20 protein-coding genes are annotated in these 23,930 nt (G+C 66.5%); 7 read left to right on the top strand and 13 right to left on the bottom strand.

Going from position 1 to position 23,930, the window contains the following annotated elements:
* Positions 1–5 precede the first annotated feature (5 nt).
* Both AC3A4H_RS15850 and AC3A4H_RS15845 read right to left on the bottom strand, forming a co-directional pair.
* Complete coding sequence (locus AC3A4H_RS15850; protein ID WP_487767536.1) at positions 6–1,685, bottom strand: ABC transporter permease; 1,680 nt, start codon at positions 1,683–1,685, stop codon at positions 6–8.
* Between the two features lie 351 nt (positions 1,686–2,036).
* The gene (locus tag AC3A4H_RS15845) at positions 2,037–3,257 is read right to left on the bottom strand and encodes an ABC transporter substrate-binding protein (protein ID WP_487767535.1); all 1,221 of its coding nucleotides are present in this window, start codon (positions 3,255–3,257) and stop codon (positions 2,037–2,039) included.
* Between the two features lie 192 nt (positions 3,258–3,449).
* Between AC3A4H_RS15845 and AC3A4H_RS15840 the strand changes: the two genes are divergently transcribed.
* The 3 genes from AC3A4H_RS15840 to phnN are packed head-to-tail and all read left to right on the top strand — an operon-like array spanning position 3,450 to position 5,918.
* Positions 3,450–4,157, top strand: coding sequence for a DUF1045 domain-containing protein (locus AC3A4H_RS15840; protein ID WP_487767534.1), 708 nt, complete (start codon positions 3,450–3,452; stop codon positions 4,155–4,157).
* Position 4,158: 1 nt separating this feature from the next.
* Positions 4,159–5,295, top strand: coding sequence for an alpha-D-ribose 1-methylphosphonate 5-triphosphate diphosphatase (locus AC3A4H_RS15835; RefSeq protein WP_348778837.1), 1,137 nt, complete (start codon positions 4,159–4,161; stop codon positions 5,293–5,295).
* Positions 5,292–5,918 (top strand): phosphonate metabolism protein/1,5-bisphosphokinase (PRPP-forming) PhnN, encoded by a 627-nt coding sequence (gene phnN / locus AC3A4H_RS15830; protein ID WP_487767533.1) that lies wholly within the window; start codon positions 5,292–5,294, stop codon positions 5,916–5,918. The genes AC3A4H_RS15835 and phnN overlap by 4 nt, the downstream gene beginning before the upstream one ends.
* A 14-nt stretch (positions 5,919–5,932) precedes the next feature.
* On the opposite strand, the gene AC3A4H_RS15825 is transcribed toward phnN, so the two are convergent.
* From AC3A4H_RS15825 to AC3A4H_RS15800, 6 genes are all read right to left on the bottom strand, one after another.
* A complete protein-coding gene (locus tag AC3A4H_RS15825) occupies positions 5,933–7,027 on the bottom strand; it encodes a DUF1513 domain-containing protein (RefSeq protein ID WP_487767532.1) in 1,095 nt (364 codons plus the stop codon).
* Between the two features lie 2 nt (positions 7,028–7,029).
* Positions 7,030–8,103 (bottom strand): imelysin family protein, encoded by a 1,074-nt coding sequence (locus AC3A4H_RS15820; RefSeq protein ID WP_487767531.1) that lies wholly within the window; start codon positions 8,101–8,103, stop codon positions 7,030–7,032.
* Complete coding sequence (locus tag AC3A4H_RS15815; RefSeq protein WP_487767530.1) at positions 8,103–9,743, bottom strand: di-heme oxidoreductase family protein; 1,641 nt, start codon at positions 9,741–9,743, stop codon at positions 8,103–8,105. The genes AC3A4H_RS15820 and AC3A4H_RS15815 overlap by 1 nt, the downstream gene beginning before the upstream one ends.
* Positions 9,703–10,188, bottom strand: coding sequence for a bacterioferritin (gene bfr, locus AC3A4H_RS15810; protein WP_487767529.1), 486 nt, complete (start codon positions 10,186–10,188; stop codon positions 9,703–9,705). Before bfr ends, AC3A4H_RS15815 begins: the two co-directional genes overlap by 41 nt.
* Complete coding sequence (locus AC3A4H_RS15805) at positions 10,154–10,465, bottom strand: bacterioferritin-associated ferredoxin (RefSeq protein WP_487767528.1); 312 nt, start codon at positions 10,463–10,465, stop codon at positions 10,154–10,156. The genes bfr and AC3A4H_RS15805 overlap by 35 nt, the downstream gene beginning before the upstream one ends.
* A 68-nt stretch (positions 10,466–10,533) precedes the next feature.
* Positions 10,534–11,820, bottom strand: coding sequence for an imelysin family protein (locus AC3A4H_RS15800; RefSeq protein ID WP_487767609.1), 1,287 nt, complete (start codon positions 11,818–11,820; stop codon positions 10,534–10,536).
* 537 nt (positions 11,821–12,357) lie between these two features.
* On the opposite strand from AC3A4H_RS15800, the gene AC3A4H_RS15795 reads away from it, so the two are divergent.
* Together AC3A4H_RS15795 and AC3A4H_RS15790 are read left to right on the top strand one after the other, a co-directional pair.
* Entirely contained in the window at positions 12,358–13,599 is a 1,242-nt protein-coding gene (locus AC3A4H_RS15795; RefSeq protein WP_487767527.1) for an NAD(P)/FAD-dependent oxidoreductase, read from the top strand.
* 40 nt (positions 13,600–13,639) lie between these two features.
* A complete protein-coding gene (locus AC3A4H_RS15790) occupies positions 13,640–14,395 on the top strand; it encodes an MBL fold metallo-hydrolase (RefSeq protein WP_487767526.1) in 756 nt (251 codons plus the stop codon).
* 614 nt (positions 14,396–15,009) lie between these two features.
* Here the strand turns inward: AC3A4H_RS15790 and AC3A4H_RS15785 are convergent.
* On the bottom strand, positions 15,010–16,455 hold the full coding sequence (locus tag AC3A4H_RS15785; RefSeq protein WP_487767525.1) for an aldehyde dehydrogenase family protein: 1,446 nt from the start codon (positions 16,453–16,455) through the stop codon (positions 15,010–15,012).
* A 243-nt stretch (positions 16,456–16,698) separates the two neighbouring features.
* Between AC3A4H_RS15785 and AC3A4H_RS15780 the strand changes: the two genes are divergently transcribed.
* Positions 16,699–17,943 (top strand): TCR/Tet family MFS transporter, encoded by a 1,245-nt coding sequence (locus AC3A4H_RS15780; protein ID WP_487767524.1) that lies wholly within the window; start codon positions 16,699–16,701, stop codon positions 17,941–17,943.
* Between the two features lie 353 nt (positions 17,944–18,296).
* Positions 18,297–18,656 carry a septal ring lytic transglycosylase RlpA family protein gene (locus tag AC3A4H_RS15775; RefSeq protein ID WP_487767523.1) on the top strand — a complete coding sequence of 120 codons (360 nt, stop codon included), beginning with the start codon at positions 18,297–18,299 and terminating at the stop codon, positions 18,654–18,656.
* An 87-nt stretch (positions 18,657–18,743) separates the two neighbouring features.
* Here the strand turns inward: AC3A4H_RS15775 and AC3A4H_RS15770 are convergent, their stop codons facing one another.
* The 4 genes from AC3A4H_RS15770 to AC3A4H_RS15755 form a co-directional block, all read right to left on the bottom strand.
* Positions 18,744–19,622, bottom strand: a complete 879-nt coding sequence (locus AC3A4H_RS15770) for an SMP-30/gluconolactonase/LRE family protein (protein WP_487767608.1) — start codon at positions 19,620–19,622, stop codon at positions 18,744–18,746.
* 78 nt (positions 19,623–19,700) lie between these two features.
* Positions 19,701–20,468, bottom strand: a complete 768-nt coding sequence (locus tag AC3A4H_RS15765) for an SDR family NAD(P)-dependent oxidoreductase (RefSeq protein ID WP_487767522.1) — start codon at positions 20,466–20,468, stop codon at positions 19,701–19,703.
* 77 nt (positions 20,469–20,545) lie between these two features.
* Positions 20,546–21,895 (bottom strand): putative bifunctional diguanylate cyclase/phosphodiesterase, encoded by a 1,350-nt coding sequence (locus AC3A4H_RS15760; protein ID WP_487767521.1) that lies wholly within the window; start codon positions 21,893–21,895, stop codon positions 20,546–20,548.
* 123 nt (positions 21,896–22,018) lie between these two features.
* The gene (locus AC3A4H_RS15755; RefSeq protein ID WP_487767520.1) at positions 22,019–23,803 is read right to left on the bottom strand and encodes a GtrA family protein; all 1,785 of its coding nucleotides are present in this window, start codon (positions 23,801–23,803) and stop codon (positions 22,019–22,021) included.
* Positions 23,804–23,930 lie beyond the last annotated feature (127 nt).

Raw genomic sequence — 23,930 nt, 5'->3', positions numbered from 1 at the left:
GGGTGTCACACCCGCATGGCGCGACGGTGCCGGAATATCAGCGGCGGCACGATCGTGGCAACCGCAAAGCCGATCGCCGGCAGGATCATCTGCACGAAGGCATAGACGCCGATGATGCGCCGGTTGCCGCCCGAGGCCAGCGCCACCGCCTCGGTGGTGATGGTTTCAAGCCGGCCGGCGCCGATCAGAACCGTGGGCAAGTAGAGGCCGATGGAGACGGCGAAGCCGACAGCCGCCGCGACCAGAATGGCGCGCAACAGCATCGGCAGGCGGATTGCGAGGAGCGTGCTGAGGCGCGATTTGCCGAGCCCGGCGGCGACCGCCTCATAGCGCGGATCGAAGGCGCGCCACGGGTCGGCCAGCGACAGGAACACATAGGGCATGACGAAGACGAGATGCACCAGCACCAGCGCCGGCAGGCTGGCGACCGTGCCGGTGACGACGAACAAGAACTGCAGGCCGAACAGGAACGCGACCTGCGGGACGATGAGTGGCAGGTAGATGAGCCACATGGCGCGGCGGCCGGCGATGCGGCCGGTGCGGTTCTCGTTGACGAGGCAAAGCAGGGTGAGCGCCACGGCAATCAGCGTCGACAGCGTGGCCACCAGAAGGGTGACGCCAAGCGGACCGGCAATGCTCGGCGCGGCGGCGAGCCAGCTTTTCAGCGTGAAACTGTCGGGCAGCGCATTGGGGAACTGCCACAGCCCGGCGACGGACCAGAGCGCCAGCGTGGCCAGGCCGGCGAAAACGGCGAGTGCGGGAAGGAACATGCCGGCAAGGGCGGCGCGGCCCAGCCCGACATCATGGCGAAAGCGCAGACCACGCGCGCAGGCGTGGTCGCGCAGCCAGGCGCCCAGCCGCTCCAGCCCGATCCAGGTGAGAATGGCGACGGCCGTCACGACAAGCTGCAGCAGCGCGCCGGCGGAGGCAAAAAAGCGCATCGACAGTTCGGGATCGTTCATCCAGCGGAGCAGCCGCACGGCGAGCGGCGCGGGCGTGTTGGGGCCGAGGATGATGGCGACGTCGACCACGGAGCTGGAGAAGGCAATGACAGCAAAGACCGCCAGTCTGATCTGACGATAAAGCTGCGGCCAGACGCCATAGACGAAGCCGGCGATGCGGCCATAGCCAAGCGATGCCGAAAGCCGGCGTGTGCGCAAAAGATCGACCTGCGGCAGCGCGGCCAGCGCGATCAGCAGCAGGAAGGGGATTTCCTTCACCACCAGCCCCGCCATCATCGACAGGCCGAACGGATCGTTGACGATCAGCAGGTCGGGCGGCTGTTGCCAGCCGGTGAGGCCAGGCGAGACCAGCCGCGCAATCATGCCCGACGGCGCGATGAGGAAGGCCAGCCCGAAGGCTGCCGCTGCGTGGGGTACGGACAGCAGCGGCGAGACGAGATGCTGGATGCGCGAAAAGATTCTTGTGCCCGCGAAAGCTGCGATGAACAACGCGACCGTGATGAGAGATATCGTGGCGGTGGCCAGCCCCGCCGCGAGGCTGAGCAGCACCGAGGTGGCAAGGCCGGGCTGCGAGAGGAGTTGTGTCACATGCGCCAGCGTGAAGGCCTCGCCGCCCAATGCGGGCAGGTAGCCGAAAGCCGGCAGCAGCGTGCCGGCAAGCCCGGCAAGGATCGGGCCGGCCAGGAGCAGGATCGCCAGCGGCGGGCCGAGCCGGGCTAGCATGATGTGCCGGGACGGAGAAGCGCAAGCGCTCTACGTTGCCCCCCTTTGGGCTGCCGGTTAGGGCCGTCGAATATGGATGCAAATATGCACCTGGCCGGTGCTTTACCCCCACCCCTAACCCCTCCCCACAAGGGGAAGGGGGACGATTTCGTCGCCATTGGCGCTAAGACCGGGACGGTTGATGTGAGTCGACGGAGCAGCCAAGATCCCCCTCCCCCTTGTGGGGAGGGGTTAGGGGTGGGGGTCAATTCCAATGCGCTTGCCTCGCCACAAAGGAGAAGATCGGCAGCCATGGGACGCCGTCCCTCCAGCAAGCGCTGTGACGATGAAGAAACCACCTCGCCGCCCCCTCTAATCCCCCGCCCCGTATCGCCGTTTCCATTCCGCCTCCAGCCTTACCATCCAGCTCGGGTGCGGCTCGTCGATGGCAGGGCCGAGCTGGTCCGGCTTCAACGTGGCAATGCCGAGATCGAGCGCTTCGAAGCGGGCGCGGTCGGCGGCGTCGAGCTTGGCCATCGAAAGCACCGTCGGGTCGCCCCACACTGTCGGGTCCTGCTTGCGCGCCTGCGCTTCGGGCGAGAGCAAAAAGTCGGCCACCACCAGCGCGCCGGCCTTGGCAGAGGCATTGTAGGGAATGGCGACGAAATGGGTATTGGCCAGCGTGCCGGCCGGGAAGGTGAAGGAGCGCACCGTGTCGGGCAGTTCGCCATTGGCGATGGCGCTCGAAGCTTCCGACGGGTTGAAGGCGAAGATGATGTCGAGCTCGCCATCGGCCAGAAGCTGCTTCATCGCCGGATAGTTTTGCGGATAGGCGCGCCCAGAGCGCCACAGAACCGGCTTGAGCTCGTCGAGATAGGCGAACAGCGGCGCCGTGACCTCAGCGAACGAGGCCTCGTCGACCGGCTTCTGCAGCACCGAGCGATCGGCCACCAGCTCGGACAACACCTGCTTGAGGAAGCTCAGGCCCATGAAATCCGGCGGCTGCGGATAGGAGAAGCGGCCGGGATGCGCCTTCGCCCAGGCGAGCAGTTCCTTGGCCGATTTCGGCAGGCGGGCGGGGTCGGTGCGCGCGGTGTCGTAGAAGAACACCAGCTTGGCCATGCCCCACGGGCTTTCCAGCCCCTCCACGGGGACCGTGAAGTCGGTGCGGATGGTGGGCTTGTTCTCGACGTCGACATAGTTCCAGTTGGGCAGCTTTTCTGCCCAGCCGGGCGACATCAAAAGGCCCTGCCGCTTCATCGAGGCAAAATTCTCGCCGTTGATCCAGATGAGGTCGACGGTGCCGCTCTCGTTGCGGCCGGCCGCCTTCTCGGCCACCACCTTGGCAACCGCATTGGCGGTGTCGTCGAGCTTCACCTGGACGAACTTGACGCCATAGCGCTTCTGCAGCTCGGCGCCCGCCCATTCGAGATAGGCGTTGATGTTTTCGGCGCCGCCCCAGGCGTTGAAATAGACCGTCTCGCCCTTGGCCTGCGCCAAAACCTCGTCCCACTTCGCCGGATCGGGATTGCCGGCCAATGCCTGAAGCGTCAGTGCGAAAAGCGCTGCGGCAGCGGCAAGCAGTCGTTTCATCGAGATTCCCCTGTCCACGCGGCATTTCCGCAGGCGATTGAGCATCCTGACCAAATAGCGGTCAATGCGGCCGGGCTGTCCGGCGGATGACTTGCGGCGAGTTGTCTGGTATCTCCGACAAATATCAACCGTGCTTTCGTCAATCCGTCATGCAAATCGCCTAAGGCATCGCCGCAGGCGAGGATAACACCGATGCGTTATGCAATCTATTTCACACCGGGCCCCGACGATGCGCTGACCCGCATCGCAGCGAACTGGCTTGGCCGCGACCCCTTTACCGGCGCCGCCCATGAGGCCCCGGCCAACGGCCGTCTGTCGGCGACGGAGGTGGCGTTTCACACCGCGGCGCCGCGCCGCTACGGCTTCCATGCCACGCTGAAGGCGCCGTTTCGGCTGGCCGACGGCGAGAGCGAAGCCACGCTGGACGAGGCGCTGGCCGACTATGCCGCCACGCTGGAGCCGGTGGTGCTGCCGCGCCTGGTGGTGGGGCAGCTGGACGGCTTCTTCGCGCTGGTGCCGGGCGAGGCTTCGCCCGCGCTCAACCGATTCGCCGGCGACATCGTCTCGGCCTTCGAGCCGTTCCGTGCGCCGCTGACCGACGCTGAAATCGAGCGCCGCAACCCGGACGCCCTGAGCCAGGCGGAATTCCGCAACCTGTGCCAGTGGGGCTACCCCTACGTCTTCGACAGCTTCCGCTTCCACATGACGCTGACCGGCCGCGTCGGCGCCGATGAAGCCCCCCGACTGCGCGCCACCATCGACGAGATGTTCGCCGCGGAGCTCGAGCGCCCCTTCGCCGTGGACAGGCTGGCCCTGTTCGTGGAGCGCGAGCCCGGCGCCCCCTTCATCGTGCATTCCCACTACGCGCTCGGCCGCCACACCAAAAGAAAGACCGCCTGACATGACGACCGAAACGACACTCACCAATGCCCGCATCGTGCTTGCCGACGAGATCGTCGACGGCTCGGTGCTGATCCGCGATGGCAAGATTGCCGATGTTTCCAGCGGCGCGACCCGCGCGGGCGAGGACCTGGAGGGCGACTTCCTGATCCCCGGCCTGGTGGAACTGCACACCGACCACCTCGAAGGGCACTATTCGCCGCGGCCCAAGGTGCGCTGGAACCCGATCGCCGCGGTGCTGGCGCATGACGCGCAGGTGGCCACCTCCGGCATCACCACCGTGTTCGACGCGCTGCGGGTCGGGGACATCGACGCGGGAATGACCGTCGCCGACATGCGAAAGCTGGCCGACGCCATCGAGGACAGCTTGCGCAACGACCGCCTGCGCGCCGACCACTTCATCCACCTGCGCTGCGAGGTTTCGGCGCCAGACTGCCGCGAGAGCTTCGAGCTTCTCGCGGGCGATGAGCGGGTGAAGCTCGCCTCGCTGATGGACCATGCGCCGGGCCAGCGCCAGTTCGCCAGCCTCGAAGCCTATGCCGTCTACTACATGGGCAAGATGAAGATGTCGCAAGAGCAGTTCCAGGCCTATTGCGAAAAGCGCATGGCGCAGTCGGCCGAGAACGCCGCGCCCAACCGCGCCGCGATCGCCGCCGCCTGCCACGAGCGCGGCATCGTTCTGGCCAGCCACGACGACGCCACCTCTGCGCATGTCGAAGAGGCCATTGCCCAGGGCATCCGCGTGGCCGAGTTCCCGACCACGATGGAGGCAGCGCGCGCTTCCAAGCAGGCGGGCTTGGGCGTGCTGATGGGCGCGCCCAACGTGGTGCGCGGCGGCTCGCATTCGGGCAATATCTCGGCGCGCGAACTGGCCGAGAACGGCCTGCTCGACATCCTGTCGTCCGACTACATCCCGTTCAGCCTGATCCAGTCGGCCTTCTTCCTCGGCGAAGCGGTGGACGCCATCTCGCTGCCGCAGGCCGTGGCCATGGTGTCGAAGACCCCGGCCGAGGCCGTTGGCCTGACCGACCGCGGCGCGATCGAGGCCGGCCGCCGCGCCGACATGGTGCGGGTGCGGGTGGACGAGCATGTGCCGGTGGTGCGCGCCGTGTGGCGCGAGGGGCGCCGCGTGGCATGACGGTCTCGGGCCTCATCGAACGCGAGCAGGCAAGTTCGGCCTTTCCCGTCCGCAGCGGCGTGTTCATCGCCGTTGTCGGCCCGAGCGGCGCCGGCAAGGACACGATCATGGCCTATGCGCGCGAGCGCTTCGCGGGCGAGGACAGCGTCGAGTTCGTGCGCCGTGTGATCACCCGTCCGTCCGACGGCGCGACCGAAGACCATGACACGCTGACCGAGGCGGCCTTCATCGAGGCCGAGGCGGAAGGTGCCTTCGCGCTGTCCTGGGAAGCGCATGGGCTGCGATATGGCATCCCCGCTAGCGTGGATGAAAGCATCGCGGACGGCCGCGTGGCGATCGCCAACGCCTCGCGCGGCGCGATCCCCGCGCTGCGGGCGCGTTACGAGAATGTCGCCGTGGTGGAGATCACCGCGCGGCGGGAAATCCTCGCCGAGCGGCTTTCGGCGCGCGGGCGCGAAACGCGCGAGGAGGTGCTGGCCCGGCTGGCGCGCGCCAGCGCGGTGGAGCTGTCTGGTCCCGGCGTGTCGACCATCGACAACAGCGGCGAGAAGGAAATCGCCGGCGAGCGGTTTGTGGCGATCATCCGCAAGGCGATAGCTTTTGCCGATGTGGGGCGGTTCTAGCCGCTAAGCGGCTTTCAGCCTATCCTGAGCATGTGGTTGTCCCAGACATAGTCGGGCTCACGCACGTCGCCGCCGTCGGGGCCGAGAATCTCGCCGGTGCCGGTGGTGGCGCGGAAGCCGGCATGGTCGGGCGCAAGGCCACAGACTTCCTGCACGTCACGCCTGGCGACGACCTTGCCGCTGGCCGCCTCGATGACGGCGAAGACATTGCCCTCCGGGGACGACACCGCGACCGCGCCGGCGTCGCGGTTGGCCGCGACCGAGCCGATATAGTTGCGGAAACCGGAGAGCACGTCTTCCGGCATGTCGAGCAGTTGCAACTCCTTGCCACGCCGGGCGCTGCCGACCAGCAGCGGCTTTTCCGTGGCCGGGCCCCTGTGCTGGCAGCCGAACCAGACCGTGCCGGAAGCGTCGGCGTCCATGTGGCGGATGGAGAGCTGGTGCAGCGCCGGCGGCAGCTCATGGCTTTCCAGCAGGTCGCCCGAGACGCGGTCGACGAAGACCAGCGACGGCTTCATGGTCGGCAGATTGAGTTCGGTGCGGCCGAAATCGGGGTGGGTCTCGATGCCGCCATTGGCGATCGCCAGGGTGCGGCCGTCGGCAAGCAGCAGGAGCTCGTGCGGGCCGACGCCATAGGTGGGGAACTCGCCCAGCCGGCGGAAGCCGTCGCGCGCGTCGTAGATGCCGACCACGCCGGCGGCGTTGTCATAGTCGTTCTCGGTGACATAGAGCAGCGCGCCGTCCTGCGAGAACACGCCATGGCCGAAGAAATGGCGGCCGGCGATGCTGTTCACCGTCTGCGGCTCGCGGCGGGCGGTGTGGTCGAAGACCACGAAGAAGGTGCCGGGCTGGCGGGCAAAGACCACCGACTGGCCCGAGACCGGATCGAAGGTCACATCGTGGCCGCGATCGGGCAGCGAGACCAGATGCAGTACCTTGCCGGCTTCCGACAGCACGGCCGCGCCGAAGGTGCCGTCGCGCTTCTGATAGGCGGTGGCGAAGACGGCATCCGTGGCGAGTGTCGCCGCCCGCGCCTGCGGCGTCAGCGCGGCAAAGAAGACAGCACCTGCGGCCTTGAGGAAATCGCGGCGGTCGACCAGCGCGCCCACGGTCAATCCCCGTCGAGCGAGGAGAAGCCGGCGCTGAGGCCGAGCGCGTCGGCAAGGCGGATGCCGAAGAGTTCGCCGAGGCTGGAGCTGACGATGCCGAAATAGGCAAGCTTGCCGCGCCGCGCCGGGTCGGCCAGCACTTCGGCCAGCGGCCCCCTCGCCGCTTCCGCGGCACCGATGGCATTGCCGAACTCGAAGCCGATGGAGCTGGCGATCCAGCGCTCGTCAGGGCCCAGCCGTTCGCCAAGGCCGGAGGCTTCGAACAGCGCCTTCATGCCGGCCATGTTGCCGGCGAGCGTGTCGGCGGTCTTGCCCGAGCGCCAGAACAGCGCCTGTTTCGGCTTGTCCTGGGCTTGCGTCTTGCCGAGGAAGCCGCCCAGCCGCACGTCGCGGTCGAGCTCCAGCCCGTTGACGAAGACCTTGAACAGCGCGCTCAGCGCCTCGTTGCCGTTGCGATAGAGGGCGTTGCCCTCGCCCGGCGTCGCCCAGGTCTTGGCAAAGCCGCCCGGGGCGTTCCAGGCGGCCTCGACCTCACCGGCCATCGTGTCGAGATTGGCCGCAACGGCCGCGCCGAAACCGCAGCGATGCACGCCTTCAGGCCCGGCAAGCGTCTCGGCACCGGTGCCGAACAGCAAATATTCGAGTGCGCCGAGCCCCTGCATGGCGACACTCTTGCTGGCGAGCTGGGCCGGGTCCGACGCGCTTTCATCGCCCGCTTCGATTGCCGCTTGCACCTGTTTCAGGCCGGTGCTCTTGCGGTCGGGCCAGAACAGGATGCGCTCCAGCCGGCTCTGCTCGGTGACTGGGCCGACGCGGATGATTTCTGCCCGTGACCAGGCATCCACCGTGGCGCCGAAGGCGTTTCGCGCAGCCTCAAGACTGGCTTCGGACGGCGAAGCGCACAGCGCCCTGGCGTCGGACGCCATTTGCGTCGTGGCGACGTGGAAATCGCGATAGGCGGGCCGCACGAAACCGTCGATTGCCTTGCCGATGATGGCCGGCGCGTCGAGCTCGGCGGCGTGGGCGGCGGGCGGGGCGAGTACCAGCGCGGCGGCGGCAAGAAGCGAACCAAGCATCACAGCGACTCCAGGAATTTCACCAGCGCGTCACGTTCGGGTTTGGCCAACCCGGCGAAGCGGTCGCGCGCGGCCTGGCCCTCGCCGCCATGCCACAGGATCGCCTCGGTGAGATTGCGGGCGCGGCCGTCGTGCAGGAAGAAGGTGTGGCCGTTGACCACCTGTGTCAGGCCGATGCCCCACAGCGGCGGCGTGCGCCATTCGCGGCCGGTGGCGTCGCCCACCTGCTGCCCGTCGGCCAGTTCCTCACCCATGTCGTGCAGCAGGAAGTCGGAATAGGGCCAGATGAGCTGGAAGGACTGCGCCTTGTTGGGCGTGTCGCGCCGGGTGACGAATTTCGGCGTGTGGCAGGAGGCGCATCCGATCTCGTAAAACACCTTCTTGCCGGCGAGCACTTCCGGCTTGTCGATGTCGCGGCGCGCCGGCACGGCGAGGTTTTGGGAATAGAAGGTGACGAGGTCGAGGATCGGGTCCGGAGCCTCGGTGTCGCCGAGCTTGGGCTGGACGCCGGTGGGCATGGCAAGGCACTCCTTCTGCGCCTCGGTACAATCGCCCCAATGTTTTGGATTGTCCGGCGTGGAGATGCCGAGATCGCCCACGAAGGCGTCGGCCGACTGCTGGCGAATGGTCGGCACCGATGCCTTCCAGCCGAAGCGGCCAAGCGTCAGCTCGCCCGTCTTCGGATCGCGGACGATGGAGGCCTTGCCCGAGATGTCGTCGCCATCGGCGTCATCGGGATCGGCGTGGGTCAAGATGTCGGCGGGGTGGATCTGCTCGATCAGGCCGAGGCCGATCATCGGCGGCGTGACCCGCGGTGACAGCGTGGTCGAGGGATGCAGCGGGCCATAGCCAAGGTCGGACACCGAATAGCTCGGCCAGCGCAACACCATGCTGGTGCCGTCGGCCAGCTGAACCGGGACCTGCTGGTAGGAGATGACCATCTTGCCTTCGGCGCGCAGGCCGGGAACCGCAAGGTCCTGAAGCTGGCCGCCATAGACCGGATCGGGGAAGTTCAGCACCTGCCGGTCGGCAAGCGCCGCCTTTTCTTCCGCCGTCTCCGCCTGGCGGGCAAGGCGCAGGAACATGGAGGTGGCGTCGGGATTGCCTTCCGGCGGGTGGCCGCGGCCGTCCTTGAGGTGGCAGCTCTGGCAGGCGCGCGCGTTGAACAGCGGCCCGAGCCCGTCGGAAGCCTGCGTGGAGGACGGCGCCGAGACCCACAGCTTGGTGAAGAAGCCGTTGCCCACCTTGAAGGTGCCTTCTTCCTCGAAGGTGATGTTGGCCGAGGACTGCGAGAAGGAATCGCGGTTGACCTGCTTGCGCGAGGTGCCCGCCCCGCCCTGCATCAGCTCGAATTGCTCCGGCCTGGAAAAATCGCTGGTCGGCCTGGTGATGGCGGTGACCCGGGCGAGGTCCTTTTGGCTGAGATCGCTGCGCGAGGTGGCAAGGCCTGCCGGCTCGCCCTCGCCGGCGCTGGCCGTTGCCGCGACGAGCGAGGCGACCAGGCCCGCAACTAGGCCGCCCCTGATATGCTTGAGGGAGAGGACGCGGAGGGAGAGGACGCGGCGCGCCTGGGTGTCGGCGCGCCGCCTGTTGGAATGGCTAGTTCGCTTCGTCTCCCGAGGCGGCGTTGAGCAATCCATATTTTTCCTTGCCGATCTGCGCGAACAGATCGATCTGGGTTTCGAGGAAGTCGATATGCTCCTCCTCGTCCTTCAGCAGCTCTTCGAACAGTTCCATGGTCACGTAGTCGCCAAGCTGCTGGCAGATCTCGCGCGACTTCTTGTAGGATGTCCTCGCGTCATATTCACCGGCGAGGTCGGCCTCAAGCACTTCCTTGACGTTCTCTCCGATGCGCAGCGGCGCCACCGTCTGCAGGTTGGGGTGCCCTTCGAGAAAGATGATGCGCTGGATGATCTTGTCGGCGTGGTTCATCTCGTCGATGGATTCCTCACGCTCCCTCTTGGCCAGCTTGTCGTAGCCCCAGTCTTCCAGCAGCCGGTAATGGAGCCAATATTGGTTGACCGCGCCGAGTTCCAGAAACAGTGCTTCGTTAAGCCGCTCGATGACCTGCGTTTCGCCTTTCATGGTTTCTGCTCCCATACTGGACGCGCAGTTCCCTTACGCGATCCATGTGTGAAACGATGTCCACCTCGCTCGCGTCCGAGCGCAGGTGATAGTGCTCGGTGACCCGGATGATCGTTTCCACCACATTTGGAAAGCAGCCGCAACAACGTCCACGCTTCTGCAGCGAGTGATAGACCTTCGCCGGCACGATGAGCTGCCAGGGGTCGGCCTCGAGGAGGTCGATGATCGCCTCCTCGATCTCCTTCTCCGATATCAGGTTACAGTGGCATACAAGCATGTCTTGCCTTGGTGACTGGCGGCGCCCGGAAGCGCCGTTTGGCTGGTAACTGTCCGGCCGACGCCGGCCTATTTGAACACCGTGTCCGGCGCATCGAGGCTGTCGGAGCCCTCGAAGGCGATGTTGTCGAGCTTGAGCGCCGCGACCGCGCGCTCGATGGACTTGGTCTGGTCGACCAGGGCGTCGATGCCGGCCTGCACTGCGGCGTTGCCCTCGACATTGCCCTCGCCGATCTGCTGGTCGTAGGCCTCGCCGTTCTCGGCACGCTGGGCGATAGCCTCCATGGCGGCGACGGTGGCGTCGAGCTTGCCCTTCAGTTCCGCGTCGACGGCCGGGTCGGCCGCCTTGACCAGCTCCGACAGCGCCGCGCCGGCGACGACCGAGCCGTCGATGCGGGTGTAGCTGCCGAGATAGGCGTTGCGGATGCCGATCGCATCATGGAGATGCGAGATATGGGTATTGTCGGAGAAGCAGTCATGCTCCTCTTCCGGATCGTGCAGCAGCAGGCCCAGCTTCATGCGCTGGCCGGCCATCTCGCCATAGGATAGCGAGCCCATGCCGGTGAGGATCGCCGACAGACCCGCCTTCTCGTCGCCATCGGCCAGTGCCTTGCGGGCCGCGCCCTCAGGCCCCCAGTCGCTCACCATCTCTTCCAGGTCGCTGACCAGCAGCTTCGAGGCCGAGGACAGATACTGCGCGCGGCGGTCGCAATTGCCGCCGGTGCAGTTGGCGAGGTCGTAGTCGGTATGGGGCCGGTTGCCGGCGCCGGGGCCGGTGCCGTTCAGGTCCTGGCCCCAGAGCAGGAACTCGATGGCGTGGTAGCCGGTCGCGACATTGGCCTCGATGCCACCGGCCTCCTGCAGCGTGCCCGCCAGAAACTCCGGCGTCAGTTCGGAGGCGTCGACCTTCTGGCCGTTGATCTCGATGGTCTTGTTGGCGATCACATTGGCCGTATAGAGCGTGTTCTCGTCGGACTCGGTGCCGTAGCCGGCATCGACATAATCGATCAGCCCCTCGTCCAGCGGCCAGGCGTTCACGCGGCCTTCCCAGTCGTCGACGATCGGGTTGCCGAAGCGGTAGACCTCGGTCTGCTGGTAGGGGATGCGCGCGGCCTTCCAAGCGGCGCGGGCGGCTTCCAGCGTCTCGGCCGAGGGCCTGGCGATCAGCGCCGAAACGGCCTCGTCAAGCTTCTTCGCCGTGACCAGCGAATCCTCGTATTTGGCCAGCGCGATGTCGGAATAGGTGGCGATCACCGCCTTGGCGTCGGTTTCGGCCCGCGCCGGCAGCACGAAAATCGCCGCCGTCAGCGCGGCGGTTGCCGTGATTTCTGCCAGGCGCCTGCCGCGCGCGGCCATCCTTGAAACCTTCATCCGCCCTCTCCTCAATGAACGCTGCCACGCGCCACGCGGGCCGCGGGAGCAGCGCCGAAACCGCGGCAAACCCGACCGTTAAAATCTTGAATTCGCAGCGAAACAGGCGGGCGCTCCGCACGGCCTTCAGTCTGCTGCACATGGGCCGCACGCGAGCGCGGCTCGAAAAAACCAGACACCAAATTCCTCCAATCGAACGGGTTCAAGGCCCAGACATCAAAGGTGTGCGCCCTTCAGGCGCGCTGTCATAAAACGCACGCTGGCTCGTGGAGTCAACAATATTTCCCATTAAAAGCCATATAAATCAATAGTTTAGAATTATTCTAAACTAAAGATGTCAAGTTAATGGCTTTTTGCCGGCGGCGGCGGGACGCATCGAGCGCAAGGCGCGAACCCGCGCGCGCCCGCTTGACACCGGGCCGCTCCAGGTGCGACCCAAATGGGACAAGCGCTGTCGGAACGAGACGACTTGCCCGCCGCGCGGAAACCTATTGTGGCTTCGAAGAACCAAGGCCAAATTTGATGAAGAACGGCGTTGTCATTATCGGTGCGGGTCATGCCGGGGTGCAGGCTGCGGCCAGCCTGCGTGAAGAAGGCTATGACGGGCCGGTGACGCTGGTCGGCGACGAGAACGAGCTGCCCTATCACAAGCCGCCGCTGTCGAAGACCTTCATCAAGGATTCGGCCGCGCAGCCGCAGATGCTGCGCGCCGAAATCTTCTATACCAACAACCACATAGACTTGCGGCTCGGCGCCTCGGTGGAGCGCATCGACCTTTCGGCGCGGCGGCTGGAGCTGGCCGGCGGGGCAACGCTGCCCTTCGACGCCGCGATCCTGGCCACCGGCTCGCGCCCGCGCGGACTGAAGCTGGCAGGCGCGGAACTGGCCGGCGTGCTGTCGCTGCGCTCGGTGGCCGATGCGCGCGCCATCCGCGAACTCAGCGCGGCGATCGAGGACGTCGTGATCCTCGGCGGCGGCTTCATCGGGCTGGAAATCGCCGCCACGCTGCGGCTCGGCGGCCGCAACGTGACCGTGGTGGAAGCGCAGGAGCGGCTGCTCGGCCGCGCGGTGGCGCCCGCCATCTCCGCGCATGTGCGTCAGCGGCTCGATGCGATGGGCATCCGGATCCTGACCCAGACCACGATCGAGCGGCTGGAAGGCGACAAAGGCCATGTCTCGGCCGCGCTCAATTCCCACGGCGAGCGGCTGCCGGCGCAGATGGTCATCGTCGGCATCGGCGTGGTGCCGAATGTCGAGCTGGCTGAGGCCGCCGGCCTGACGCTCGCGAACGGCGTACGGGTGGACGGGCAGCTGCGCAGCTCGCAGCCCGAGATCCTCGCCATCGGCGACGTCGCCAACTACCGCCACCTGTTTTCTGGCACCGACGTTCGGCTGGAATCGGTGCAGAACGCCACCGACCAGGCGAGGCTCGCCGCGCGCACCATCATGGGCCATGACGGCCACTATGACAGCGTGCCGTGGTTCTGGTCCGACATCGGCGACATGAAGCTCCAGATGGTCGGCCTGGCCGCCGCAAGCGACAGCACCGTGGTGGTGGGCGACGTGGCCGACAACAAGTTCTCCGTCTACCACTATTTCGGCACCCGGCTGATCGCGATCGAATCCGTCAACCGCCCGGCCGATCACATGCTCGGCCGCAAGATGCTGGGTGCCGGCTTCTCGCCGCGGGCCGAGACGGTGGCGGCTGGCGCCGACGCGCTGAAGGCGGCGTTTGCCGAAGCGCAGAAGGAAGCTGCCGCTTAGAGCATGATCCCGAAAAGTTGCAGACTTTTCGGACAAGATCATGCTCCAAAAAGCAACGCGGCTGGAAGGACAGCCGATGATAGACGACTGGTTCGTGAAGACACCCATCGACCGGCAGATCACGCTGGTGACCGAGCCCTATGTCGATCCCTTCTTCAGCGCCAATATCTGGCTGGTGCGCGGGGCGGATGCGGATCTCGTGGTCGACACCGGCATGGGGCTGAGGCCGCTGCGGCCCGTGCTCGACCTAACGCCGGGCAAGCCGGTGCTGGCGCTGGCCACCCATATTCATCTCGACCATGTCGGCGGGCTCCATGAGTTCGAGCACCGGCTGGGGCCGCGCCAGTCGGCCGAAGCCTTCGCCACCATGCCCGACGCACTGACCTTCGCGCACGAATATCGCGAGATCGAGCACCCGGTGAGCAAGCTGCCCTCACCCGGCTGGACGGCCGCCGACTACCGGCTGACGCCCGCGCCGTTGACGCGCATTCTGGACGAGGGCGACGTGATCGATCTCGGCGACCGCAAATTCGTCGTGCTGGAACTGCCCGGCCATTCGCCCGACGGCATCGGCCTGTTCGATGAGAAGAACGGCGTCTTCTTCGGCGGCGACGCGATCTATGACGACAGGCTGCTGGACGACATTCCAGGGTCGGACAAGGCCGTCTACCGGCAGACGATGGAGCGGCTGAAGACGCTGCCGATCCGCATCGGCCATGGCGGACATGGGCCGAGTTTTGATGCGCGGCGCATGCGCGAGATCATCGATGACTATCTGGCCGGCGCGGGGGCGTGAGCTGGGCGGCGTTGGCAAGGACAGGCAAAGCGCTGATGCTTGCATCCAGCTTGGCCTGTCCCCTGCACTGGCCTGCCGGTTGAGAATCCGAGGCATTGGTCCCCGGAACCTCCGCACTTCGCTGCGCTCGTGCTCCGGCCCGAGGACGACGGAATTTGGGGGCGCCCCAGATAATCTGCAGGGTTTGGCGCCCGCCAATCTGCGGGGTTGAGCGCCGTCCCGCCAATCTACGGGGGTTGCACGCGGCGTCAAAGATTTGCGCCGCCGGCGCCACCCTTCCCGTCATCCTCACGCCCCGAGCGTGAGCGAAGCGAGCGGCGAGGGGTTGCGGGGATCCAGGCCTCGACGGTCGAGCAACCAGAGCCGTCGACGGGATTCGACCCGAGGGCGACGGAAGTTCGGTGTCGCCCCCGCGAATCTCCCATGCGTGGGTTCAGGGCTTCACCCTGCACCGGACTGCCGGGTGAGAGTCCGAGGCATGGGTCCCCGGAACCTCCGCACTCCGCTGCGCTCGTGCTACGGCCCGAGGACGACGGTGGTTGGGTATCGTCCCCGATAATCTGCAGGGTTTGGCCCGCAAATCTGCAGGATTTGGCTCGTCCCGACGATCTAGCTCAGGCGCCGGTATTCCACCCCGAGATCGCCTTGACCTCCAAGAAGTCTTCCAGGCCCCATTTGCCGCCCTCGCGGCCAAGGCCCGACTGCTTGTAGCCGCCGAACGGGCTTCCCGGGCCGCGCGACGAGCCGTTGAGCTGCACCATGCCCGACCGCAGGCGGCGCGCCACGCGGTGGGCGCGCTCCTGGCTGCCGGTCTGGATGTAGCCCGACAGGCCGTAGGGCGTGTCGTTGGCAATCGCGATCGCCTCTTCCTCGGTGTCGAAGGGGATCATCGCCAGAACGGGGCCGAACACTTCCTCCTGCGCGATGCGCATGTCGTTGGAGACGTCGGCGAACACAGTCGGGCGCACGAAATAGCCGCGGTTGAAGCCCTCGGGACGGCCGGTGCCGCCGGCGACGAGGCGGGCGCCTTCCTTGATGCCGGCCTCGATCAGGCCCTGGATCTTGTCGAACTGGAGGGCGGAGATCACCGGGCCAATATGGTCGCCATCCTCGGAGGGGTTGCCGACAGTGGTCTGCTCGGCAGCCTCGCGGGCCACCTCGACGGCCTGGTCGTAGATCGAACGTTCGACCAGCATGCGGGTGGGCGCATTGCAGGACTGGCCGGTGTTTTCGAAGCAATGCGCCACGCCGCGCTTGACCGCAGCCGCCACGTCGGTGTCGGCAAAGACGATGTTGGGCGACTTGCCGCCCAGCTCCAGCGTCACGCGCTTGACCGTCTCGGCCGCGGCCCTGGTGACGGCGATGCCGGCGCGGGTCGAGCCGGTGAACGACATCATGTCGATGCCGGGGTGGCGCGACATCGCCTCGCCGACGGTGGGGCCGTCGCCATTGACCATGTTGAACACGCCGGCCGGGAAGCCCGCCTCCTCCATGATCTCGGCGAAGACGATGGACGACATCGGCGCGATTTCCGACGGCTTCAGCACCACGGTGCAGCCGGCCGCGAGCGCCGGCACGACCTTCAGCGTCACCTGGTTCATCGGCCAGTTCCACGGCGTGATCAGGCCGCAGACGCCGATCGGCTCGTGCACGATGCGGTCGTTGGGCGCGATCTCGCTTAGCTGGTGCTCGAATTCGAATTCCTTCAGCGCGCGGATGAAGTTCTTGATGTGATAGGCACCCACGGAAGCCTGCGATTCCGTGGCGAGCTTGATCGGCGCGCCCATCTCGGTGGAGATGGCCTTCGACATGTCAGGCAGGCGCTTCTTGTAGGCGGCGAGCAGCTTTTCGAGATATTCGAGGCGCTCCTCGCGGCTGGTAAGGCTCCAGCTTTCGAAAGCCTTGCGGGCTGCGGCAACGGCCTTGTCGACATCGGCGGCCGAGCCCAGCGAGATGACGGCGAAGGGCTGCTCGTCGGCCGGGTTGATGACCTCGAGCTCCCTGGGCGTGACCGGCGCGGTCCAGCGTCCGTCGATGAAGAAATCGGTCTTGCGCAGCATGAAGCTCTCCTTTGCAACGGCGTTCGTGAAGACGGCGGCCTGCCGCCAGTCTTTCCGCAATGATTGCGACCTGGGCTCTAGTTAGCAATGAAGCCATGGCCGTTCAAACCGGGCGCGGCCGGAAAATGACTGGGCCAGAGGCAAGCAATCCTGCCGGGCGATTGTCAGGATACTTTTCACCTTGGGATTGCGTTGGGCAGAACTGCCGGTATAAGTCCGCTCCCTTCGCAAAGAGCAACCGCCATGTCCATCATATCCGGCTCCCGCCGCAAGGCGGCCATCGCCTTCATTCTCGTGACCGCGGTTCTCGACATTGTTGCGATGGGCATCATCATTCCGGTGCTGCCTTCGCTGATCGTGGAATTCACCGGCTCGAATGCCGAGGCCGGCTGGATCAACGGTGTGTTCGTGGCGCTGTGGGCGGGCATGCAGTTTGTGGCCTCGCCGGTGATCGGCTCGCTCTCCGACCAGCATGGCCGCCGCCCGGTGATCCTGCTTTCCACCGCCGGGCTTGCGGCCGACTATGTGCTGATGGCCGTGGCGCCGAACCTGTGGTGGCTGGCGCTGGGCCGCATCGTCGCCGGCATCACCTCTTCGAGCTTCACCACCGTCTTTGCCTATATGGCCGACATCACCGCGCCCGAGCACCGCGCGCGCGGCTACGGGTTGATCGGTGCTGCCTTCAGCGCCGGCTTCGTGGCCGGGCCGCTGCTGGGCGGCGTGCTGGGCGAGATCTCGCCGCGCGCGCCGTTCTGGGTGGCGGCGGCGATGAGCGGGCTGGCCTTCCTCTACGGGCTGTTTGTCCTGCCGGAATCGCTGGCGCCGGAAAAGCGCATGACGTTCTCGTGGAAGCGCGCCAACCCGTTCGGCGCAATGATGCTGCTGCGCTCGCATACGGAACTCGCGGGCCTGGCAGTCGTGAACTTCCTGCTGCACTTCGCACACCACGTCTTCTCGGCCGTGTTCGTGCTCTATGCCGCCTATCGCTTCAACTGGCATGCCTGGGAAGTGGGCGTGCTGCTGGCGATGGTGGGCGTGCTGGACATGCTGGTGCAGGGCCTGCTGGTCGGGCCGTTGGCAAAACGCTTCGGCGACCGCGCCACCATGGTGTTCGGCCTGTTCGGCGGCGCCGTCGGCATCGCCTGGATGGGGCTGGCGCCGACGAGCCTGCTGTTCACGCTCGCCATGTTCCCCAACGCGCTGTGGGGGCTTGCCATGCCCACGCTGCAATCGCTGATGACGCAGCGGGTCTCCGAATCCGAGCAGGGCCAGCTGCAGGGCGCCAATATGAGCGTGGCGAGCGTGGCCGGCGTGGTCTCGCCACTGTTCTTCGGCGCGGTCTATGCCCTCACGGTGAAGGAGGGTTCGTGGCTGCCCTATCCGGGTGCGGCGTTCCTGATCGCCTCCTTCGTGCTGCTGTGCGCCGCGCTGCTCGGCTGGGCCGTGGCACGGCAGGCCACGAGGCGGGAAGCACAAGCGCTTTCATAAGAAAGCTTCCCTTTCCGGCCGTGCCTTCGGGCGCGGCCGGAATTGAGCGGTCCGCCACAATCCGCGCGGCCGGAACCGTCTTTCTCCCGCACATCACTGCGCAGCGACAGCTCGGCTCCGCCAAATGCCTGGCCGCTACCTCCCAAGCATATCCGCATAAATCGAAAGGTTAATCGTAAGTTAACCGGTAGTCTTACGCTTTGGCGCAAATCCGCGCAGGCGCCTGACAAACTGTTTCCAAGAGACTCCAAAGTTGTCCGTTCGCCACGGAACCGCCAGTTGTTCGCCGCAATTGGCGCCCCATTTGGCTCTTAACCGCATGGGCAACCGATTAACGGAGCCTTATCGAAACGATGAAGAAGATCCAGACCGCGATCCCCGCGGTAACGCTGCTGGCTGGCCTTTTTATGGCCGCCTCCACCGCAACCGCCTCTGCCCAGTGCGGACGCGCCTCCTGGTACGCTCTCAACTCAAAGACCGCTTCCGGCGAACGGATGAACCCTTCGGCGATGACCGCCGCCCACCGCAGCCTGCCCTTCGGCACCAAGGTGCGCGTCACCAACAAGGACAACGGCCGCAGCGTCGTGGTGCGCATCAACGATCGCGGCCCCTTCATCCGCGGCCGCGTGCTGGACGTGTCCAAGGCGGCCGCCCAGAGCCTGGGCTTCGTCGGCTCGGGCCACACCGCGATCTGCCTCAGCCGCGAAAGCTGACGGTGCTACTCTCCCTCCGGTCAGACACCATGCAGAATGGCGCACACCCCTGCCGTTGCGGACTGTCCGTATTTGGGCTCGTCTCGATCAGATCAGCACGCGCGGCTCGAACCTGCCCTTGACCTGCTGGTCGAGCAGGAAAGTCTGGCCGGCCAGCGGATCAGCGCTTCGGGCGGCCTCGTCCATGCCTTCCCATGCGCTGGTGACGGCCAGGCGGCCGGCGCCCCCGCCGATGAATGCCGGGCATGAGGGCTGGCGCGCGGGCACCGCAACGCTGCGGATGCGGCGGCCCTCGGGCGAATAGGCGTCGATGCAGCCCGCGCCCCAGCGGGCATTCCACAGCACGCCGTCGGCATCGACCACCGAGCCGTCGAGGCCGCCCGTGTCGCCGCGATGATCGAAGAACACCTGCTTTTCGCCCGTCGGCAGGCCGGTTTCCGGGTCGCAGGCGATGCGGAACAGCACGTTTTCCTTGGTGTCGGTGTAGTAGGCGGCGGTGCCGTCCGGCGAAAAGCAGATCGAATTGGGGATGGAGACGTTCCCCACCAGCCTGCGCACTTCGCCCTTGAAGAACCAGTAGATCGCGCCGGCGCCGGGCTCGGCCTTCTTGCCCATGGTGCCGATCCAGAACGCGCCGCAGGGATGCACGCGGGCGTCGTTGGAGCGCGTCACCGGATTGTCGGCCTCGATGGGCAGATAGGAGGTGATCGCGCCGGTGCGCACGTCGCGGATGCTGAGGCCGCTTTCGCCGACCAGCAGCTGATGCCCCTCGTTGATCACGGCCAGCGCGCTCATGATCTCGGGCAGTTCGCGCACGATGGTGGCGCCGCCTCCGAGTTGCTTTTCGAGCAGCTTGCGGCCGAGGATGTCGAACCAGAACAGCGTATCGGTGGCGGGGTCGTAGGTCGGCCCCTCGCCGAGGTGGCAGACGTGATCCGAAAGGACCGAGACGCCGCTTTCTTCGATCATCGGTTTCTCCCCTAAAGGCACATCATAGGCGCGAATGCTTGCTTGCGCACGCTGCGCGCTTGAGACGGCGCGGCATCACAGGAAGCCGCCATCGACGATGAGCGTCTGCGCCGTCAGCATGTGCGCGGCATCGGACGCCAGGAACAGGCAGGGGCCCACCATGTCCTGCGGCTGCATGACTTCGCGGATGCACTGGCGCGAGACATGCGCGGCAAGCGCGGTTTCGGAAACCCACAGCTCGCGCTGCCGCTCGGTGATGACCCAGCCCGGCGCGATTGCATTGACGCGGATGCCGTGTGGGCCGAGATGGCCGGCGAGCCCCTTGGTAAGCCCGATGATGCCGGCTTTGGCGGCGGTGTAGGACGGCATGTCCGGGTGGTTGATCAGGAAGGAGGTGGAGGTGAAATTGATGATCGACCCGCGCCCTGCCTGCTTCATGCCCTCCGCAACCGCCTGGGCGGTGAAGAAGTGCGGGCGCAGGTTGATGGACTGGTTTTTGTCCCAATATTCGGGCGTGACGTCCTCCAGCGCGTGGCGGTCGTCCAGCGCGGCGTTATTGACCAGCACGGTGACCGGGCCATGCGCGGCTGCCGCATGCCGCACGGCTCCGCGCAGCGCCTCGACATCGCGCAGGTCCGTCTTCAGGAAAAGCGGCCGCGACCCGGCGCTGTCCTCGACACGGTCGCACAAAGCCGCGCTTGCCGCCTCGGCAATGTCGATGAAGGCGACCTTCGCGCCCTGCAGCGCAAAGCCTTCGACCAGGGCGGCACCGATGCCGGAGCCGCCCCCGGTGATGAGCACCGACGCGCCCTCAAGGTCAGGAAATCTGGCTGACGGCATCATGCGTTCCCTTCCCTCAATGTTCCCGCGCACGGAAAGCGCGGCGGGCGGGCCGGCAGGCCCGCCGACGGCTCCTTGGCCTAGACCGCGCCGACCCGCCTTGCGCCGCGAAACGCGTCGCGCAGATAGCCGAGCGTGGCATCGGCGTCGGCCGGCTTGCCGAACAGATAGCCCTGGCCGCCCAGGCAGCCGAACTCGACCAGGCGGTCGGCCTGCGCTTCCTCCTCGATGCCTTCGGCAACCACATCCATGCCCAGCCCCTCGCACATGGCGAGAATTGCCCGGATGATGTGCTCCGACGGCCGGTCCTCCAGGATGGACGAGACGAAGGCGCGATCGATCTTGAGCTTGTCGAACTGGAATTCGCGCAGCCGCCCGAGCGAAGACTGGCCGGTGCCGAAATCGTCGAGCGCCACCCGGATGCCGCAGCGGCGCAGGTCGCTGACGATCTTTTCGGCCGAGACCGGATCGGTCATCAGACCGGTTTCGGTGATCTCGATCTCCAGCCGACGCGGGTCGAAGCCGGTGCGCTCGAGAATGGCCAGTATGTGCAGGCCGGTGTTCTGGTCGACGAGCTGCGATGGCGACAGGTTGAAGGACAGGAACAGGTCCTTTGGCCAGCTGCGGGCGGCCTCGGTGGCCTTGCGCAGCAGAAGCTGCGACAGCGGCCCGATGATGCCGCGCTCCTCTGCAATAGGGATGAAGACCGCCGGCGGCACGAAGCCGAGGTCGGGGTCGGTCCAGCGCGCCAGCGTCTCGAAGCCGACGGTGCGCCGCGTCTTCAGGTCGACGATGGGCTGGAAATGCGGCTCCACCTCGCCGGCCGAAACCGCGCGCCGCAGCGCCTGCTCGATGCGGGTGACGCGCTTGGCCGCTTCCTCCATCTCGCGCGTGTAGACCACGACGCGGCCGCGGCCCGACCGCTTGGCCTGGTAGAGCGCGGTTTCGGCCTTGTTGAGCAGGATCTCTGTGGTCTCGTCGCCGGAATAGAACAGCGAGCAGCCGACCGAGGCCGAAAGCCGGGCGGTTCTTTCGCCGACATCGTAGGGCGCCGACAGGATTTCGATCAGCATCTTGGCCTTTTCGGTCGCCGCTTCTTCCGAAAACACCATCGGGTAGAGGAAGGCGAATTCGTCGGCGCCGATGCGGGCGACGGTGGCCTGCCCCTCCATGGCAGCGCGCAGCCGCATGCCCACCTGGACCAGAATGTCGTCGCCGGCGCTGTGGCCGAACAGGTCGTTGATCGGCTTGAAGCCGTCGAGATCAAGAATGCCGACCGCGAACGGCGCCGGATCGTCGGCGCGGTCGCTGATCAGGCGATCGACCTTGTCGATGAAGCGCCTGTGATTGCCCAGGCCGGTGAGCGGATCGGTGAAGGCAAGCTCGCTGCCTCCCCTGGTAGACCGGCTGATATTGAATGGCGGCTGCATTATTATTTCAGAGTCCCCTGCCTATTGCGCCGACAGTTGCAGAAAACCGTTTAGGAAAGGTATCTCCATTCGCCGGCAAAGAACCCCGAGCGCCAGCCGGAACGGGAGCACGGTTCGGGGCCCTCAATGACCGGGCCGGAACCGGTAGATTTCAAGCGGCTGGCCGGCGCTTTCGGGCAGCAATTCGAGCCAGGCCGGCACTGCGCCCTCCATCATGCCGGCCAGCAGGCCCGCGGGCGCGCGTTCGGAAAGCAGCCGGCTTTCGGAATTGCCCCGGCACAGGGCGAGAAGGCCGACATGGCGGCTTTCGACGATCCGTTCGGCCTCGGCGGGCGTTCCCATCAGCGCATCGAGCGCAAGCAGGTTGCCGGCAACGTTGCGATGATAGGGCCCCGAGAACACGCGGTGCCCGGTATAGGCCAGGATCGGCGAGCCAAGGTTGGAAATGGCGAGCACCATCGTGGCCGGCTGCGTGGCCAGCAGGGCGTAGTCGCTGGCGCGCGTGCAGCGGGACGCCGACGCGGCATCCGCGTCTGCAGTGCGGTTGCCTTCCACCGCCACGGATGCGGCAGCGGCCGCGCCGGTCCAGCTCGCATTGATCGACAAAAGCCACACCGCAACCATCCGCAGCGATACGCCCGGCGAGGAACTCGCCTCGGCGCGCGCGCGCCATCCCGCGATCCACGCTGACAGCGGAACCACGGCCAGGGAAATTGAAAAGGTGGAGCCGCGCACCTGCCAGATGCTGACCAGGAAGGAGACGGCCAGCACCGCGCCGACGAGGCTGTCTTCCCGGCGCCAGCCCCCTGCCCGCAGGCGCAGCGCCATGAGCGCAAGCGCCAGGAGCGGCGTGGCATAGCGCGCGGCCAGAACGGCGGGGTCTTCCGAAGCCAGCGCAAACAGGGACCGCGCCTCGGAGACATGGTCGAGCCAGAGGCTCGTCAGCCGCGGGTCGAGCCCGGCATAGGGCGAAGCCAGGCATTGCGGAAAGGCCAGAACCGCCACCAGCACCACAGAAAGCCCGAGCAGGCCGAATGCAAGCAAACGGCGGCCGAAGGTATCGCCCGCGGCGGGGATCATGCTCACCAGCGCCAACCCCAGGCCGGAGAGCGCTGCAAGCACAAACTGAACCACGGAGAACGCATCGCACTGCGCCTGCGCCCAGGCAGAGGGCGCGATGGTGGCGAAGAACACCGCCGTCGAGGCTGCCGCAAAGGCGAGGCCGAAATTCCTCGCAACCAGCCTTTCGTGCGCGGGGGCGAAAAGAAACAGCGCCGCCACGCAGGCGCCGAGGGCCGCGACGACAGGTGCGGTTTCCATGCCGACCGCCAGCATGAGCGCCGCGCAAACGCCCGCCGGCAGCGCGGCCGCGCGGTCGTGTCTCGCCCGCAGGAGAAGATACAGGCAGGCGCAGGCCAGCAGCAGCTGGACATTGTGATGGTCGAGCGCTGCCGGCGCGAAAATACCGAGGAAGTACAGCGCCGAGCCGCCCAGCACTGCCGCGGGCAGCACCGCCTTCTCGCCGCCGAACAGCCGCGCCATGCGCAGGATGAGGAACAGCGTGAGCCCCAGGAGAAGGGTCGGCCAGACGACCTGCGCCACTGTCTCGGCGCCGGCCGGCGCCAGGCCCGGCGCCGACATGGCAAGCATGATTGCCGCGACGGGGGCGTCGACGAGCCGCGACCAGTGCATGGCGAAGCCGCCCTCCGGCCCCATCCTGTACTGATAGGGGTCGAACCAGCCCTGCCCGGCGAGCAGGTCGCGGATCTGGACGAGGCGCAGCAGGCTGTCATTGTCGCCGCCCAGATCGGACAGCGTCTTGAAGCCGGTGACGGCATGGACCGCAAGCACGATGAAGGTGGCCGCCAAGACAAGCAGCACGTCGCGCGCGCGGCCCGAAATACTCAAGCGCCTTTCAACATCCATTGCTTCGCCCACAAGTGAAACGGGTGCTTAAACCTAGCCTTAACGGCTTCAATAAATAGTAAAGCGAGACCGAGGGAGATCGGTCACTGTGCTGAGTACCGGACTTCGG

The sequence above is a fragment of the Pseudaminobacter sp. Soil_N_29 genome (genome assembly GCF_057656055.1).
This window is presented reverse-complemented; position numbering and strand designations above follow the sequence as displayed.

Excerpts from the sequence above, each read along its gene's own strand:
- AC3A4H_RS15850 (WP_487767536.1), bottom strand. The coding sequence starts at position 1,685 with ATGCTAGCCCGGCTCGGCCCGCCGCTGGCGATCCTGCTCCTGGCCGGC.
- AC3A4H_RS15845 (WP_487767535.1), bottom strand. The coding sequence starts at position 3,257 with ATGAAACGACTGCTTGCCGCTGCCGCAGCGCTTTTCGCACTGACGCTT.
- AC3A4H_RS15840 (WP_487767534.1), top strand. The coding sequence starts at position 3,450 with ATGCGTTATGCAATCTATTTCACACCGGGCCCCGACGATGCGCTGACC.
- AC3A4H_RS15835 (WP_348778837.1), top strand. The coding sequence starts at position 4,159 with ATGACGACCGAAACGACACTCACCAATGCCCGCATCGTGCTTGCCGAC.
- phnN (WP_487767533.1), top strand. The coding sequence starts at position 5,292 with ATGACGGTCTCGGGCCTCATCGAACGCGAGCAGGCAAGTTCGGCCTTT.
- AC3A4H_RS15820 (WP_487767531.1), bottom strand. The coding sequence starts at position 8,103 with ATGCTTGGTTCGCTTCTTGCCGCCGCCGCGCTGGTACTCGCCCCGCCC.
- AC3A4H_RS15815 (WP_487767530.1), bottom strand. The coding sequence starts at position 9,743 with ATGGATTGCTCAACGCCGCCTCGGGAGACGAAGCGAACTAGCCATTCC.
- bfr (WP_487767529.1), bottom strand. The coding sequence starts at position 10,188 with ATGAAAGGCGAAACGCAGGTCATCGAGCGGCTTAACGAAGCACTGTTT.
- AC3A4H_RS15805 (WP_487767528.1), bottom strand. The coding sequence starts at position 10,465 with ATGCTTGTATGCCACTGTAACCTGATATCGGAGAAGGAGATCGAGGAG.
- AC3A4H_RS15800 (WP_487767609.1), bottom strand. The coding sequence starts at position 11,820 with ATGGCCGCGCGCGGCAGGCGCCTGGCAGAAATCACGGCAACCGCCGCG.
- AC3A4H_RS15795 (WP_487767527.1), top strand. The coding sequence starts at position 12,358 with ATGAAGAACGGCGTTGTCATTATCGGTGCGGGTCATGCCGGGGTGCAG.
- AC3A4H_RS15790 (WP_487767526.1), top strand. The coding sequence starts at position 13,640 with ATGCTCCAAAAAGCAACGCGGCTGGAAGGACAGCCGATGATAGACGAC.
- AC3A4H_RS15785 (WP_487767525.1), bottom strand. The coding sequence starts at position 16,455 with ATGCTGCGCAAGACCGATTTCTTCATCGACGGACGCTGGACCGCGCCG.
- AC3A4H_RS15780 (WP_487767524.1), top strand. The coding sequence starts at position 16,699 with ATGTCCATCATATCCGGCTCCCGCCGCAAGGCGGCCATCGCCTTCATT.
- AC3A4H_RS15775 (WP_487767523.1), top strand. The coding sequence starts at position 18,297 with ATGAAGAAGATCCAGACCGCGATCCCCGCGGTAACGCTGCTGGCTGGC.
- AC3A4H_RS15765 (WP_487767522.1), bottom strand. The coding sequence starts at position 20,468 with ATGATGCCGTCAGCCAGATTTCCTGACCTTGAGGGCGCGTCGGTGCTC.
- AC3A4H_RS15760 (WP_487767521.1), bottom strand. The coding sequence starts at position 21,895 with ATGCAGCCGCCATTCAATATCAGCCGGTCTACCAGGGGAGGCAGCGAG.